General features: G+C 46.6%; 10 protein-coding genes. 2 read left to right on the plus strand and 8 right to left on the minus strand.

Annotated features, from left to right (window positions below; genetic code table 11):
* From E5355_RS01700 to E5355_RS01715, 3 genes are all read right to left on the minus strand, one after another.
* Complete coding sequence (locus tag E5355_RS01700) at positions 1-1,455, minus strand: sodium:solute symporter (protein WP_136008913.1); 1,455 nt, start codon at positions 1,453-1,455, stop codon at positions 1-3.
* Positions 1,456-1,608: 153 nt separating this feature from the next.
* The gene (locus E5355_RS01705) at positions 1,609-2,775 is read right to left on the minus strand and encodes an exo-beta-N-acetylmuramidase NamZ domain-containing protein (RefSeq protein ID WP_136008914.1); all 1,167 of its coding nucleotides are present in this window, start codon (positions 2,773-2,775) and stop codon (positions 1,609-1,611) included.
* A gap of 381 nt (positions 2,776-3,156) precedes the next feature.
* On the minus strand, positions 3,157-5,250 hold the full coding sequence (locus E5355_RS01715) for a BT4734/BF3469 family protein (protein WP_136008915.1): 2,094 nt from the start codon (positions 5,248-5,250) through the stop codon (positions 3,157-3,159).
* A 371-nt stretch (positions 5,251-5,621) separates the two neighbouring features.
* Here E5355_RS01715 and E5355_RS01720 point away from each other — a divergent pair, with 371 nt between their 5' ends.
* A complete protein-coding gene (locus E5355_RS01720) occupies positions 5,622-6,245 on the plus strand; it encodes an HU family DNA-binding protein (protein ID WP_136008916.1) in 624 nt (207 codons plus the stop codon).
* A 148-nt stretch (positions 6,246-6,393) separates the two neighbouring features.
* Here the strand turns inward: E5355_RS01720 and E5355_RS01725 are convergent, their stop codons facing one another.
* The 5 genes from E5355_RS01725 to E5355_RS01745 form a co-directional block, all read right to left on the minus strand.
* Positions 6,394-6,702, minus strand: coding sequence for a nucleotidyltransferase domain-containing protein (locus tag E5355_RS01725; RefSeq protein WP_136008917.1), 309 nt, complete (start codon positions 6,700-6,702; stop codon positions 6,394-6,396).
* Positions 6,703-6,705: 3 nt separating this feature from the next.
* Positions 6,706-7,029 (minus strand): HI0074 family nucleotidyltransferase substrate-binding subunit, encoded by a 324-nt coding sequence (locus tag E5355_RS01730; protein WP_136008918.1) that lies wholly within the window; start codon positions 7,027-7,029, stop codon positions 6,706-6,708.
* 90 nt (positions 7,030-7,119) lie between these two features.
* Positions 7,120-8,673, minus strand: a complete 1,554-nt coding sequence (locus E5355_RS01735; RefSeq protein WP_136008919.1) for a hypothetical protein — start codon at positions 8,671-8,673, stop codon at positions 7,120-7,122.
* Positions 8,674-8,881: 208 nt separating this feature from the next.
* The gene (locus E5355_RS01740) at positions 8,882-10,567 is read right to left on the minus strand and encodes a RagB/SusD family nutrient uptake outer membrane protein (protein ID WP_005824940.1); all 1,686 of its coding nucleotides are present in this window, start codon (positions 10,565-10,567) and stop codon (positions 8,882-8,884) included.
* Positions 10,568-10,589: 22 nt separating this feature from the next.
* Positions 10,590-13,985, minus strand: a complete 3,396-nt coding sequence (locus tag E5355_RS01745) for a SusC/RagA family TonB-linked outer membrane protein (protein ID WP_016272490.1) — start codon at positions 13,983-13,985, stop codon at positions 10,590-10,592.
* Between the two features lie 403 nt (positions 13,986-14,388).
* On the opposite strand from E5355_RS01745, the gene E5355_RS01750 reads away from it, so the two are divergent.
* Positions 14,389-15,237, plus strand: coding sequence for a hypothetical protein (locus E5355_RS01750; protein WP_136008920.1), 849 nt, complete (start codon positions 14,389-14,391; stop codon positions 15,235-15,237).
* Positions 15,238-15,273 lie beyond the last annotated feature (36 nt).

The raw sequence follows: 15,273 nt of genomic DNA on the forward strand, positions 1-15,273 counted from the left end.
TTAATTGTTCTTTTTATCTTTCTTAATCAATAGACAGAGACCGATGAAAGTGAACAGTGCATTGAAAATCAGCAATTCGTAGCTGAATTGATAACCTCCGAACCAGGCTTCGGAATTCTTCTGCAGAATGAAGCAGAGAACCGGGGAGGCGATGGCAACCAGCGGGATGTACTTGTCACGCACTTGTTGTTTCATGAAAATGCCGAAAGCAAACAGACCCAGGATAGGACCGTAGGTATAGCTTGCCAGAATATATACAGCGTCGATGACACTGGTGTTGTTCAGAAGATTGAATACGAAAATGGTGATTCCCATGACAACCGCCATGCCGATGTGCACTTTCTTGCGCATCTTCACGACCGTCTCTTCCGACTTGCCTTTCGTTCCCAGAATGTCTACGGTGAAGGAAGTGGTCAGCGCGGTGAGTGCCGAGCCTGCGGCCGAATAGGCAGAAGAAATCAGGCCGATGATGAACAGTATGCCCACGATGGCGGGGAAATAGTTGCCGGTGGCAATCAGCGGGAACAGTTCGTCACTCTTCTCCACCGCAATCTGCTGGTTGGCGGCAAAGATGTAGAGCAGCACGCCCAGCATCAGGAAGAGCAGGATGACGAAGAACTGCGAAATGGCACTGGTAATCATGTTCTTCTGCGAGTCCTTGAAGTTCTTGCAGCTCAGGTTGCGCTGCATCATGTCCTGGTCTAGCCCGGTCATGGCAATCATGGTGAAGGCACCGGCGAGGAACTGCTTGAAAAAGTACTGCTTGCTGTTCACATCGTCGAAGAAGAAGATGCGGGACATGTCACTGTCGGCAATGGTGCTTACCATACCGGTAAATGACAGATTGAGGTCGGAAGCGATATACCAGATGCAGAGTACGACCGACACTACCAAGCAGAACGTCTTCAGAGAGTCTGTCCAGATAAGGGACTTCACGCCACCTTGGAAAGTGTACAACCAGACCAGTGCCACCGTGATAGCCACGTTCAGCAGGAAAGGCAGTCCGAAAGGTTCGAATACCAGCAGTTGCAACGTCAGGCATACCAGGAACAGGCGGACGGCAGCACCGAGCATTTTGGAGATGAAGAAGAACCAGGCACCCGTGCGGTAGGAAGAGATGCCGAAACGGTTTTCCAGATATTCGTAGATGGATACCAGGTTCATTTTGTAAAACAGCGGTACCAGCAGATAGGCTATGATGAGCTGTCCGGCAATGAAGCCCAGCACCATTTGCAGATAGCCGAAGTTGCTGGCGGCAACCATGCCGGGTACGGATACATAGGTCACACCCGAAATGGCGGAACCGACCATGGCAAACGCCACGACATACCAGGATGACTTACGGTTACCCACAAAGAAGCCGGCATTGTCTGCCTTCCTTCCTGCAATATAGGATACCGTGAACAGTATCGCGAAGTAGGCGGCTATGGTGATGATTACAGAAAGTGGAGTCATAAGGGTATTTACGATTTAATGATTTACGATTGAAATTACTTCTCTTGATGATATTGTACGACTTTGATTATCCTAATGTACGCTCTGACGTTCTCCTCCGATTCACGTTCATTTTTTAATCGTAAATCGTAAATCGTCAAATCGTACATCCCTTTATTCTTCGTAGAGCAGATAGGGCTTGCGCTGTACCTTGAATTTCTCCACGTCGTCTTTCCATCTTGCCTTGATTTCTTCGGCGCTCTTTCCTTCCTTTATCATTTTGCGCACGTAGTCGGTGCCTATCAACAGCTCGAAGAAGGAACGGAAGAAGTGGTCGTCCATGTTCAGATTGCGGTAAGCGTCTATCACGTAGCTCAGGTCGATGCCGCGTTTACGGATTTCCTCGTCGCTCATATTGCTCAGGTTCACACCGTGGCAAAGCTTGCCCAGCTGGGGCGGATTCTTGGCTCCGGGAACACTGCGCGGGGTGAAGCTGTAGCTGTAGCCCGTCATGTTGGGATGCCCGTAGACCTGGAAGGGGAGGTCGGTTCCTCTTCCCAGGCTGACCGGAGTGGCCTCGAAGTAGCAGGTCGAGGGGTACAGATAGATGGACTTCATGTTCGGCAGATTGGGAGACGGGGGAATCGGCAGTTTGTATAGGGTCTGGTGTGTATAGTTCTTGCAGGGAATGACGGTCAGGTCGCAAGTGCGTGACGCCGGCAACCAGCGTTCGCCGTTTACCATCAGGCCCAGTTCGCCCAGCGTCATGCCGTGCACCACGGGAATCGGCAGCCAACCTACACCGGATTTATATTTCATGTCCAGTATCGGGCCGTCCACGTAGTGTCCGTTCGGATTGGGGCGGTCCAGTATCAGCACCTTGCGGTTGTATTCTGCACAAGCGTCCATCAGCCGGCACATGGAGGCATAATAAGTATAGAATCTCAGGCCTACATCCTGGATGTCTACCACAAGGATATCGAACTTGCGCATGGATGCTTCGCTTGGTTTCCCGGATTTCCCGTCGTACAGCGAGAGGATAGGTACTCCGGTCTTCTTGTCTACCGAGCTGGACACGTGTTCGCCTGCGTCGGCATCTCCTCTGAAACCGTGTTCAGGGGAGAAAATGGCTACTACGTTGAACTTGTTTTCCAGCAGGATGTCCAGCAGATGCTTGTCTCCTATCATTCCTGTATGATTGGAGAATATTGCAATCCGTTTATCTTTTAGGATTGGAAAATACTCGGAAGTCTGTTCATCACCTAAAATAACTCGTTCTTCTTGTGCCCGGCACAGTAAAGAACTACATAGCACAAAGGCTAAAAGCAGCAGTTTCTTCATAATAGTATTGTTAAGGAAGATGTTGTCTGCAACAAAGATACGTTTTATTTTAATATCAAAAACACTTATTTGAGTATTTTTAGTATTATCAATCATAATTTGCAAATAAACGACGGCTCACCTTATTTAAATAGTGGCTGAACTGCATCTGCTCCCTGCCAAACTCTGTATGGAACTGTCTTTTTGCGAAGAAAGCGTGTTGCCGCCTTAACAGTCAGGGTAGTGACAAAACTAATACGATTTTCTTGATGTAGCCCTCACTGCCCTCACTTTTCCCTTCTGTCCCTTTATTCATCGGTGTTTGAGCGGTGAGTGAGGGCAAATAGAAAGAGTGAGGGCAAAATTTGCCCTCACTTTGGTACAATCGGCGGGAGTGCCGGTTCATTCTTCTATTCTTACCAGATGATAAAGTGTTCCCCGGTTCGATTTCTTGTTGAGGATGTCCAGCTTGCGGAGCGTGCGCCCGAAAGCTGCTATCCGGTTGATGGCCAACTTATCCCTCGTTTTCTGTTGCAGGTCGTTGAAAATCTGCATGGCTGTGAGCCATTCGCCTTCTTCGCTCTCCTCCGCGCCACGGAAATGGCAAAGGAAAAGTTCTTCCAATGGGTCTACCCGCTCGAATTCCCGGTTGTACTCCTTTACGATTGCTTCGTCAGTGTCGTCCAGCCAGTAGCGTTCACCCTTCATGATGTCGTGCATGGCTTGGGCATAGAGCTGGCGATAATTGATAGTGACGTTTGTCTGGATAGGGCCGGTCACTTCGATGCAAATGAAACGGCGACTTCCCGACGGGTCGGTCAGCAGGTCTTTCTGGTTGCTGGTTCCGATGAAGGAGGCATAGCGGCGCATTTCCTGAATAGTGCTACCGTAGGGCTTTCGCAGGTTGGCAACCGGTTTTTGCAGGAGGTGCTTCAAGAAGCCTTGCTGATTGGCGTTTATCTGGTCGAATTCGTCGATGTTAATCAGAAAAAAGCGGCCAAGGCTGCGCTCCGCTTCCTGCTTGCTCTTGAAGTCGATACTGTCGGTGTAGCCGAAACGCAGTTCCGGTGGCAATAGGATACGGCAGAAAGTACTTTTGCGGTAACCTTGCGGACCTACGAGCAGGGGCGAGGTATTGTTGCCGTGCTGTTTGTCGATTCCCCGCCAATGTGCCACCATGCCAAGAAACCACCGGTAGAACAGTTCCCTCCAGTGAGGATTGTGGCAGGGCACGAGGTCGGCCAATGCGCGGATGCGGTCTTTGCCGTCCCAGCGTCCGGTGTTATAGAGATATTCTTCGATGGGGTTGTATAGCGGCACGTAGTCCGAAGACAGGAAGCGGGTGATGTCGCGGTCCCACACGCGTATCCCCTCTTTCAGCGCATTCATGGCAATGCTGCTGCGTACGCGCTGGTCGGCAGGCTTGAAGTAGAAATGAATGGAGTCGCGCTGCCGGTATTCCAGGTCGCCCAGCACGGTGTTGTAGCGGAACTCGTAGCGGCGGTTCATGAACTCCTCCAGCCGGAAAGCCGTTTCCTGGTCTTTGTTCAGGCTGCTGCGGGTGCCGAAGCCTTTCAGCTCTCCGTAGAGGTTGTGCAGCGTCAGGCGTACAAGGGGTTCGTCTGCCTCCCGGTAGTAGTGCATCAGTGTCTGGCGCACCGCTTCTTCTTCAGGAATGCCGGCTTTGAAGCAATGTTCGGCAAGGCGGGACAGCAACGGGCGCAGGTCGTCGCCCCGTCGCCAGTTGTCCAAATCGCGGAAGGCGCGGTCGAGGGCGGCCTCGAAGAGCAGGTTGCATGTGTCCGCCACTTCGTAGCCGGGAGTCATTCTCAGCAACGGATTGCTTTCCTGCTGTTTCCGTTGGCGGTAGTTGTCTTCCGAGGGCAGGGCGCAGGGCTGTTCCAGGCAGAAGGCCACGGCAGTGGGGCTATAATAGGGCTGTTCGTCCACGGTCATCCGGCAGCTTTGTAGGAGTGAAGGAGCCTGGAGGGTGATGGGGAAAGGGAGAAGGGGTTGGTAGCACTTCACTGCCAGGCGGTAGGCGTGGGCGTGGAATAAGGCGATATCGTCTTCATTCTTTGGAAGCCCTCCGTCGGGCAGGGTGAAGCGTACCCATATTTTGGCGCTTCGTCCGCTGGAGCCACAGAAGGCGGCAAAGGTTTGCGGCAGTAGGGCGGCTTGTTGTTTCACCAGTTCGGCCTCGGCAGCCCCGGCAAGGTTGTTTACTTCCAGTAGTACCAGCCCGTTGTAGGTCTTTATCCGGTGTTCTCCTGCTTTGGTGCGGGTCATTTCTACGGCGGGATAGAGACGCGGCAGTCTGTCGATATGCTCATATCGGGCGTTGGTCCCTTTCAAATGCGGGATGATGCTACGCAGCTCCGTAATGTATCCGGTCTTGTTCTCGGTTTTCAGCTTTTCCATCAACATGTCCGTTTCTTGTGTGCTGACGGCCTCTTTTCCGCTTTCGCGTTCCTCTCTGATCAGTGTGATTTTCATTCTTTATCGTGTATGTAATATTCTTGTAAAGATACGCCGGGAAAGGGGTGGATACAAGCTTTTCAAGGATTATTTTCCGATTGGCTTCTTTTTTGAGGTGGAATGTCTATATGTTTCTTTTATAAAAGGTGTTCGTTTCTTTGCTTATCCCCATAGTTTTGTCTACTTTTACACCAGAGTTTATGAACAGTCCACTAAAGTGGTCTTTCTTGTTCATATTAGTGAACGGAGCAGCTCACTACAGTGAACGGTTCTGCTCACGGGCTGGGCTGTGATATAACCTTGGTACTTCAACAGACTGCGTACGTACTTCGCACGTGTTCCGTGCAGTGCTTTATCGTATAATGTAACCCTTTAATGCAGTTTGAACTATGGCTATTTTGTTTGATTGGTACGAGAATCCGGACTCGTACGACAAATCTCCGGAAGATAAAATCCTTCATCCCCGTCTCCGCCTGAATGGGAGCAGGTCTACCGATGAATTGCGGCGGGACATCCAGGCACGTTGCTCATTGACAGAAACCGATGTGACGGCTGTGCTCGATGCTGTGTCGCACGTCATGGGCAGGGAACTTGCCGAAGGAAGGCAGGTGCATCTCGACGGCATCGGCTACTTCCGCGTGTCGCTCACCACCACCGAGCCGGTAGTGGCAGCCACCAAACGCAAGCTGACGAAGGTGAAGCTGGCAGGCGTGAAGTTCCGTGCCGACCAGAAGCTGAAAAATGAAATCGGTGCCGTCAAGGTAAAGGCTCTGAAGGCCGACGAGCATTCGGCGAAACTGTCGGATGAGGAGATAGACCGTCGCCTGACCAACTATTTCGCCACTCGCCCTTTTATGACACGGAATGACTTTCAGAGCGTTTGCGGCATGATGCGTACTACCGCCATGCGGCATATTCGTCGGTTGCGCACCGAAGGAAAGTTGAAAAATGAAGGGACAATACAGCAGCCGATTTATGTGCCTGCTCCTGGATATTATGGTAGGAATGAGTGACTTAGAATTTTGAACGAAGAAATCTTGTGGTGAGGGCAAATTTTGCCCTCACCTTTTAAATTTGCTCTCACCCACCTCTTGAATGCCGATGAATAGGGCGATGCGTGCGAAAGGTGAGGGTGGTGAGGGTGGATGTGTAAAATTTAGGTTAGTTTGATGGGCGGCTGAATATGGGTATTCCCATACGGTGTATATGTTCCAAAAGGTCGGCATTCTTTAATTTGCCATAGATGGAAAGGTCTACGCTGTAAGGCAAAAGCAGGTCGTCTATTTCATCGGAAAGGCTGCTTAAAATATTATACGTAAGTCTGTCTCCCATCAGCGTGATGTCTATGTCGGAAAAAGGCTTGAAATTTCCTTTGGCTCGTGAGCCGTACAAAACAGCCTGCTCTATTTCTTCATGTTTCCGGAAGAGATTGCATAGCTTTTCCAGTTCATTGTCAGTCAATCCGTACATAGCTCAATCGAATAAGGATGGTGTATTCAAGGATTGCATTTTCTCTTCAAATCTGCAGAATAGGGGGAAATAGAAGTTTGTGATGTTTTCATAGATTTCAGAGACTACATCGTTGTCATAATTGTGCGATGTCAGATTTCGGGCTTCTATAGTCTCCATCCATTGCTTGTCATCAATCAATCCCATTTCAAGGGCTTTGCGTATGGCATCACGGGAGCCGCGGATGTCGGTATACCCCTGATACTCGGCATAGTCCTTCATCACTTTCCAGGCCAGTTCGTGGGTATATTCAAAACGCTGTATCCATCGTATGTCTTGCTGTACCATGATAGCTGTCTGTTTTTAAGTAAGCAAATATAAGCTTCTTTTGTGTAACGAGCAAATGGATGGGGGCTTTTTCGTGAAAGCTGTCTGGGGCTATTTTGGAGAAAGGCTGTTTTTAGGTGTGGAATAAGTTCCTGAATTTGTTGAGCCGATGTCGAAATAGTTATATATGTATGTTCTGGTTCCACATGCATTTATGAAATCAACCGTTACGCAAACTCGTTCAATTTCATGACTGTTCCGACTGCTGAAAGTAGTGAAATAATATCCTTGCATGTCTACCTCCCAATCGCAGTCAACACTCCAATGAAAATCATGCGCACCTTCAGGAATAGGATTCAATCCGCATTCACCTCCGCTTTGTGACAGATAGCCATATATAATGTCATGGTCATTTTCTTGTATTCCTGATACATTGAAAGTAATTGGTTTGGAAAACTGAACAGTGTATTCCTTTGTGTGTACTATTGCGGTTAAGGTCGTATAAATGGAACTGCCTCCGGGTGTCCCTAAATTATTCAGGGTGATAGCAGGTGATGCCTGATTTAATTGCGAATATAAATCGTTGCCAACAATCCAATCCACTGTTGCTTTTGTGGGAAAATTCTTGATACTGAATGTCCCGTTGTCACAGATTACGTCAGGGCCAATCAGTTGCATTGATGTCTTAGATACACTCAAAGGTAGCTCATTGGTAAAATTATCGGTTTGATTTTTATATTTGTAGCTCACTTTGACACTTGCGTTACCGGGTTGTGTCGGTACGATTGTTACCGTAGAGCTGTTCTGACCACTTACTATCTTAATATTCTTCCCGGTCCAATAAAATGTATGTGCCTTGCTGTCATTGATGGAATATATGTATTCTTTATATTGTTCAATATTTCTGTAGCCATCTATTTGAGGACCCATATTGGGAAAACTGATATTGCTTTTCCGAGCCATGAAATACTCTTTTGCTCCGATAGAATTTATGTAGAAATCATGGACTTCTACTCCGACATCGCTGTTCTTGAAGGCTTGCTTTGATTTCAAATTTATTTGGAATCTACTTTGTGTGACAGATGCACTTTGAGAGACTTCAGCGAATAGATTTTTATCGTAAGTCCACTTTATGCCCGTATCTTTGTTTATGGAATAATTGCACCAAAGTGTTATCGTATCTCCCAATTCAAATGTTGAAGGGGCATTGATTGGCATAGGTTTCATTTTGACATTGATGTTTCTTAGATCTGCGGTAAGTTCGATTGTACTTTTTTCAGGACGTACCATCAGGGTAGAATTACTACCTGCTTTAGTCCATAATACATTTATTGGAAAATGGTTTTTTCCTGCTGGAATTTGGGTTACCCATGTGCTCTCGAATCGTTCTTGGTAGTTTGTTTTGAATCGTGCTTCTCCACCGACTGCTGAAATTCTTATACCTACAGATTGTTTTTGTATAGGAATACTTAAATCATAAGTGTAGTAACCATCACTAACATAGGGGCTCATTTCGCCCGTAATAGTACCGCTTATGTAGGAAGCACGTGTTGTGACATCAGAATAGAAATCCTTATCTTGTAACTCGTCTGTTTGTTCTTCTTTGTTGCAACTACTATTGATGAAGCAGATTAGTAGTACGAAAAATATGTTCTTCTTTTTCATGATATGTTTCTTGTTAGTATGTTATGAACGAAGGGAAAGTATATGATATTGATTTATGGTTCCTTTTAGAAGGTGCTATTCGTGTTTCTATACACCTTTTAAAGGGAATAACAAAAGCGTCCATACATTTGTATTTAGATACATGGAATGTATGAACGCTTTAATTAAATCCAAACGAGGTACAGCGCGATATGCTGTTTTTAGTTGATTACCAACCCGGATTCTGCTTCATGTTTTTATTCAGGGTCAACTGTGTAGTTGGAATCGGGTAGAAATAATGTTTGGCTTCATAAGTACGGATTTGTGCATCGGAGGCATCTATATATCCGTTCTTGGTCGCTTCTTCACAGTCAGGCACATTGCTTACGTTGGCGCCCAACATGGTGTTCGGGTACTTGGTTGAATCCAATTTGTCGAGCTGGTGCCAACGGATTAAATCCCAATATCGGTACCAGTTATCCATAATCAGTTCGCAACGGCGACAGCGGCGTATCTCCCAAATCAGATTGCTTACTCCCATATTATTGGCAGGATCGGCATCTGGAGTAGTTGTCATAGCCGGCAGGCCGGCACGAGCCTGAAGCTTGTTTATGGAGTTGTTGAGATCGTCTTGTGTGAGAGAACCCATTTCGGCTTTGGCTTCTGCAAAGTTCAGATAAATAACTGAAATCCAATAGAGCGGGCAGTCGGTGTATTGGTAGCCGATGTTGTTTCGGTCGCTAACACTCAATTCTTCGGGGTTATCATACTTGGCGATGCCATAACCGGTCGATGTGGTGAAGGCTGCTACACCGGCACGGCTGTAGGCGTGGCCTCTGAAAGAAAGTACCGGGTCAAGAATTTCGGACAGGCGCTTGTCGCGTACGGCCAAAACCTCTCTTATAGAGTAATTTTTGTCTGCATCCAATACGGCTGCATCGTCCTTGTTTTTCGAGGTTGTTGCCAACGGTTTTCCATCAAGGAAAAGGAAACTGTCGAATGCGTCCTTTGAAATGCCGTGCGTACCACTTGTATTGATTGTGTAGTCAATGGTGGAGTGCCTTAACGAACTTTGTGCATAAGGCTTGTAGAAAATCATTTCCGGATTGCTTGCCAGGCTGACAGAATTATAGTTGGCTTTGTAACTGTTACTTAGAGAGTAGTTTTTGGCCATAAGATATTCGCAGGCTGATACACATTCTTGCAAGTATTTGTTGGCGCGGCTCTCATCAGCGGCTTTGCCATTCTCTGCTTGAGTGCGATATTTGCAGTATGTACCTTCATATAAGGTGATGTCTGCTTTCATGGCATATGCCATGTCGGTGCTGAAACGTTGCCGATTGCTGTTTGCGGTAATGTGTTCGCACGCATAATTGATGTCTGCCAGCACATGGTCCATCACTTCATCCCGGTCGGTGCGTGGTCCGTAGAGGGCTTCGTTGTCGGCTGGGTCGATAACTTTGTCTATCCATTGAACATCGCCGTACATACGGACCAACTGATAGTATTCCCACGCACGGTTCATGCGTGCAAGACCTTCATAGTGGGCCTTTGTTGCTTCATCAAGAGAGGAAGACTGTACACCGGCAATGATATAGTTGGCGCGTCGGATTTCTGTGAAAGGGGCTGACCAGTTTGTGGAAGATGCGACCACGTTAGTGTAAGTCCAGTTATGGCTTTCTGCATCTACCTGGTCATCGCTTATTGTTTTGAAGTAGAACCATCCTCCACTGGCTCCGTTGCCAAAGCCGGTAAAGTTGTTATAAAAAGTATTGCACTGATTATCCAAATTATCGGTGTTGCTCCAGTATGCCGGAGTATTCGTGAAGGTATCCAAGGGGGATTTGTCCAGCAAATCGTTGCAACCGGTTAACATCGCCAGCGCTGTGACCCCATATATAAATAATTTCTTCATTGTTCTTAAGTTTTTGAGGTTGTTATAATGTTACCTGGACTCCAAATGAGAATGTGCGTGTAATAGGAGCTATACGTCCCCATCCACCAGCTGTAAGTCCATTGCCTGTACTGATTTCGGGGTCGACTGGAAGGTCATTCCCTTTGTGGAGCAGAAAGAGGTTGCTGCCACTGAAGTAGATACGTGCTTTCTCAATGTAGGCTTTGCGTGTCCACTCTTTCGGAAGGGTATATCCCACAGTTACGTTCTTCAGACGAAGATAGGACATGTCTGTCAAATAGCGGGATTGGGGATAGTAGTTGTTGCAGCCGTTAGCTATACCGGATACGGTACCTCCACTATTATTTGTACCACGATAAAGACGTGGATAACGGTTGCCTTGATTTACCTCATAACCGGTAATGGCGGTATAGTCTGAATTCCAAAGCACTTTGTTATAGCTTGTTTGGTGGGAATAGATGGCTACGTCGGCATGTACCATGGCGGGAAGGTTTAGGGAAGAAGTCGTCCAGTCCTCACGTTTGCCTACACCTTGGAAGTAGAGGTCAAGGTCGATACCTTTCCACGCTCCGCCTAAATGGAAGCTGTATTCGTAGCGTGGCATAGAGTTTCCGATGACTTTCAAATCGCCGTGGTCGTCTGCTGTGCCTTTTCCACCGTCAATCTTGCCATTGCCGTCTAAATCCTTGAACTTGACGTCTCCCGGGCCGTAATGGAAATTACCGGATTCCAGTCCTGCCTGGCTTGCAATGCCGTTTGCATAATTCCATGAGCCGTCTGCATTTTGGCTGGTGAAGTCTTTTTCCTCGAAGTAACGGTCGGTTTCAAAACCGAAAATGTCACCGTAGGTTTTACCGGTGTAATAGGTGCTGAGCAGTTTGGAATCATTGTCCCACTTTGTTACTTTAGTCTTGGAGTCACCGATGTTGAAGTTGGCATATACGTCGAAGTCGCCGAAGGTATGGCGCCAGTTCAAGTTCAACTCCCATCCACGTGTACGTAAGGTACCGGCATTTTCATAAGGAGCAGAAGCACCCAGAGTGTTCGGCAATACTTGTGCCGGTGCCAGCATGTCACGATTCTCACGTTGGAACCAGTCGAAACCTATAGTCAGTTCGTCATTCAAGAGACCCAGGTCAAGACCTATATTGAGGGTGCGGATACGCTCCCAGGTCAAAGTACTTGATACCAAATCCGGCATGTTATACATGGTCAGGAGATTAGCGTTGGCATTATTGTTTTCAATCCAATAGATATAGCCGGTACTTTTATTGTTCAACCGTTGGCTTATTAATTGTTCGAACATGTAGTCGCCCACAGCCTCGTTGCCGATTTCGCCAAAAGAAGCACGCAACTTACCATTGCTGACAATATGTTTCAGTGGGGCGAAGTAGGCTTCTTCGGAGAAGCGGTAGCCGATGGATGCAGAAGGGAAGAAGGCCCACTGGTCGGTATGGGGGAAACGGGAAGAACCGTCGTAACGTCCGTTCAGTTCCAATAAATAAATGCCTTTGTAGTCATAATTGATACGGCCGAAATAACCGGCAGAAGCGCGGGATGTATGATTCCAACTCAAATCTTGTCCATCCTTGCCAGCCATATTCAGTTCGGGGTATCCCTCTTGATCGTACATCACATTGCGGGTACCATACAGATATTTGTATTCCTCTTCTTCTGCGTTGACACCTGCCATTACATTCAGGTTGTGTTTTTTGGCAAATGTTTTGGTATAGTTTACGTATGCGTTGGCCGTCCATGTGTTCTGTTTGGAAAAGTCTCTCCAGATGCCGCTATTGCCTTTAGTGACGATGTAAGAGGGTACCGGTTTCCCGCTCCAATTGATGCCGTAAACGGAGTTGTCCTGCGAACCGCTGTTCATATTCTGAATGGCATATGTAAAGTCTGCATTAAGGGTCAGTCCTTTAACGATTTCAGCTTTCAAGAAGGTGTTCATACGGGTCAGGTCTGTTGTCACTTCACGATCGGCAGCTTGCTTCTGCATGGCCATGACGCGTGTGTCATAGCCGTCGATTGTGCCCGAAGGAATGAAATAAGAACCCCAACGCCACAAATATTGGTAGGTGTTGGCCCATGTGTCCGGGCGTTTATAGTTCTTACGACTATAGTTGATGCGTGCACCCACCTGTAGCCAGTCGTAAACATTAGTGGTGACATTGACTGAGGCATTGTACTTTTTTAGTTCGTCCGGGTGAATCTTCATCTGTCCTTGCTTTTCGTTGTAGCCGAAAGATAGGTAGTAATTGGTCTTACCAGATGTTCCTTGTATAGAAACATTGTGGCTCATGGAAGGAGCAGCTTTGTTGAAGTAGATGTCCTGTACATCCCAGTCAGCATAATAAAAAGGAGTGCCGTCCAATACGATATAGTCACCCACGTTACTATCGCTTTGGTAGAGGTTCATAGGACGGTAGCCGGTCTTGCCGCCGTTCTGTTGCTGCCACTTTTCGGCGTAAGGTAACAATTTGTCGAAATACATACCGAACAATTCAGGCATACCGGCACCACCGTTCATACTGGCTTCGATACCCATCTTTAATTGTGTGGGTACATCGGGATAGTCCGGCAGGTAAGTAGCTTGATCCCATGCAAAATTGTTGCTGTAATTGATGGTAACCTTTTCGCTAGGCTTTGCGCTCTTGGTATTGATTAGAATCACACCGAAAGCGGCGCGCGTTCCATAAATGGAGGAAGCGGAAGCGTCCTTCAGTACGGAAATATTTTCGATGTCTTGCGTATCGAGGAAAGAAATGTCATCCATCGGAACGCCGTCCACTACAATGAGTGGATTGCTGACTTCTCCATTACTCAATGTCCCCAAACCACGTATACGCATGGAGGCTGTCTCGTCGATGGCACCACTTGTGGTGAGAATGCTTAGTCCCGGAACAGCCCCTTGCAATGCTTTGGCTACATCTTGTTGTGGACGACCTGCCATTGTCTTGTTTAAGTCCACTGTAGAAACTGCTCCTGTCAAGTTAGCCTTCTTTTGTACACCGTAGCCTACTACTACTACTTCATCCAGCATCTCGGTATCTTCTTTCAGAGTTATTCTCATCGTTTTGGCTGCCTTCACTTCTTGTGTCTGATAGCCCACAAATGATATTTTTAGTGTTGCTCCCGGTGTTATGGTCAATGTAAACTTACCATCTAAGTCGGTAATTCCGCCGTTGGTAGTCCCTTTTTCTACTACGCTGGCACCGATAATCGGTTCGCCGGCTGCATCGACAACTAAACCGCTGATAGTGATAGCTTGTAATTGTTCTGTTACGCCAAGCGAATTATCAGGATTGGCTTGTGCAGCCATCACGTTGCCGCTGCTTAATAACAGTGAGCTGATTGCCACTGCTGTGAGGAGTTTGCTATGTGTTAGTCCTCGTTTTTTGTGATCTTCATTCATAAATGATTGATGATTTGTTGTTAATTAAATACTTCTTAAATTTAGGGTAAGGGTAATAAGGGCCGAATAGTGAGACTATTCAACTTGCAGGATTGTTTCTTTTTCCATAGGCATTTTCTCTTTTTAAAGGTTCATAACTTTATATTATCTCTTGTTTTCCTATTTGTTTGCTAAGTTCAGACGGAACTTGGAATTCAGTCAGATAGTATCTTATTGTTAGTCTGTTATCGTCTTGTTTTGACTGAAACGCGGTTGCGTTGGAAAAGTAGGAATACTTTGTTGGATGATTGAGGATATGAGCAAAAGGGGGATGTATGGCCAGTAAAATGATTTTTTCTTGAAATAGCCTTGGAAAGATTAAAAAAAGCTATATATTTGTATTCAATTCTAAAACTAACTACCTATGAAACTAATTGCAGAAAGTGGTTCTACGAGAACAGAATGGGCGCTGGTTGAAGATAATCGTCTGATACAGCGATCCTTCACGGAGGGCTTAAATCCTTTCTTTCAAACGAGAAGAGAGATTAGCCGAAGTGTGCGGTTAGGATTACCCGAGCATTTTTTCAAAAGGAAATTGGAACAAGTCTATTATTATGGTGCCGGATGTACTTCTTATGAAAAGAAAAATATATTGGGAGCTTCATTGGTAGCACAATTCAAAACTCCAATTCAGGTAGAGAGTGATTTGCTGGCAGCTGCACGTGGCTTGTTCAAATGCGAGGCAGGCATCGCCTGTATCTTGGGAACCGGCTCGAACTCATGCTTTTATGACGGGAAAATCATTGTAAAGAATGTCAAAGCGGGAGGCTATATCTTAGGAGATGAAGGCAGTGGCGCTGTATTGGGCAAAATGTTTTTGTCTGATGTACTGAAAGGTTTGGCTCCTAAAGATGTAACGGCGGATTTCTTTGAGAAGTTCCGTATAAGCCCGAATGAGGTTATGGAATCTGTGTATAACCGCCCGTTCCCCAATCGCTTTTTGTCTACCATATCTTATTTTCTGGCAGATTATACCAATGATGACTATGTATTTGAGCTGATTACCGGTAATCTAAGAAATTTCTTTACTCGTAATGTCTGCCAATATGACTACAAAAATTATCCTATTCGTTTTGTGGGCTCACTGGCTTACAGCTACGCGGCCATTTTGCGGGAAGTTGCCCGTGAATTTGACATCGAACTGGAAATCATTGAAGAAACACCAATGAATGGCCTGATTGAATTCCATTCTTTAAATATAGAAGAACCTTAAATTTTATATATGATAAGGTATATAACTTCCTTTTTG

The organism is Bacteroides muris (ex Afrizal et al. 2022), assembly GCF_004793475.1.
Taxonomy (GTDB): Bacteria; Bacteroidota; Bacteroidia; order Bacteroidales; family Bacteroidaceae; genus Bacteroides; species Bacteroides muris.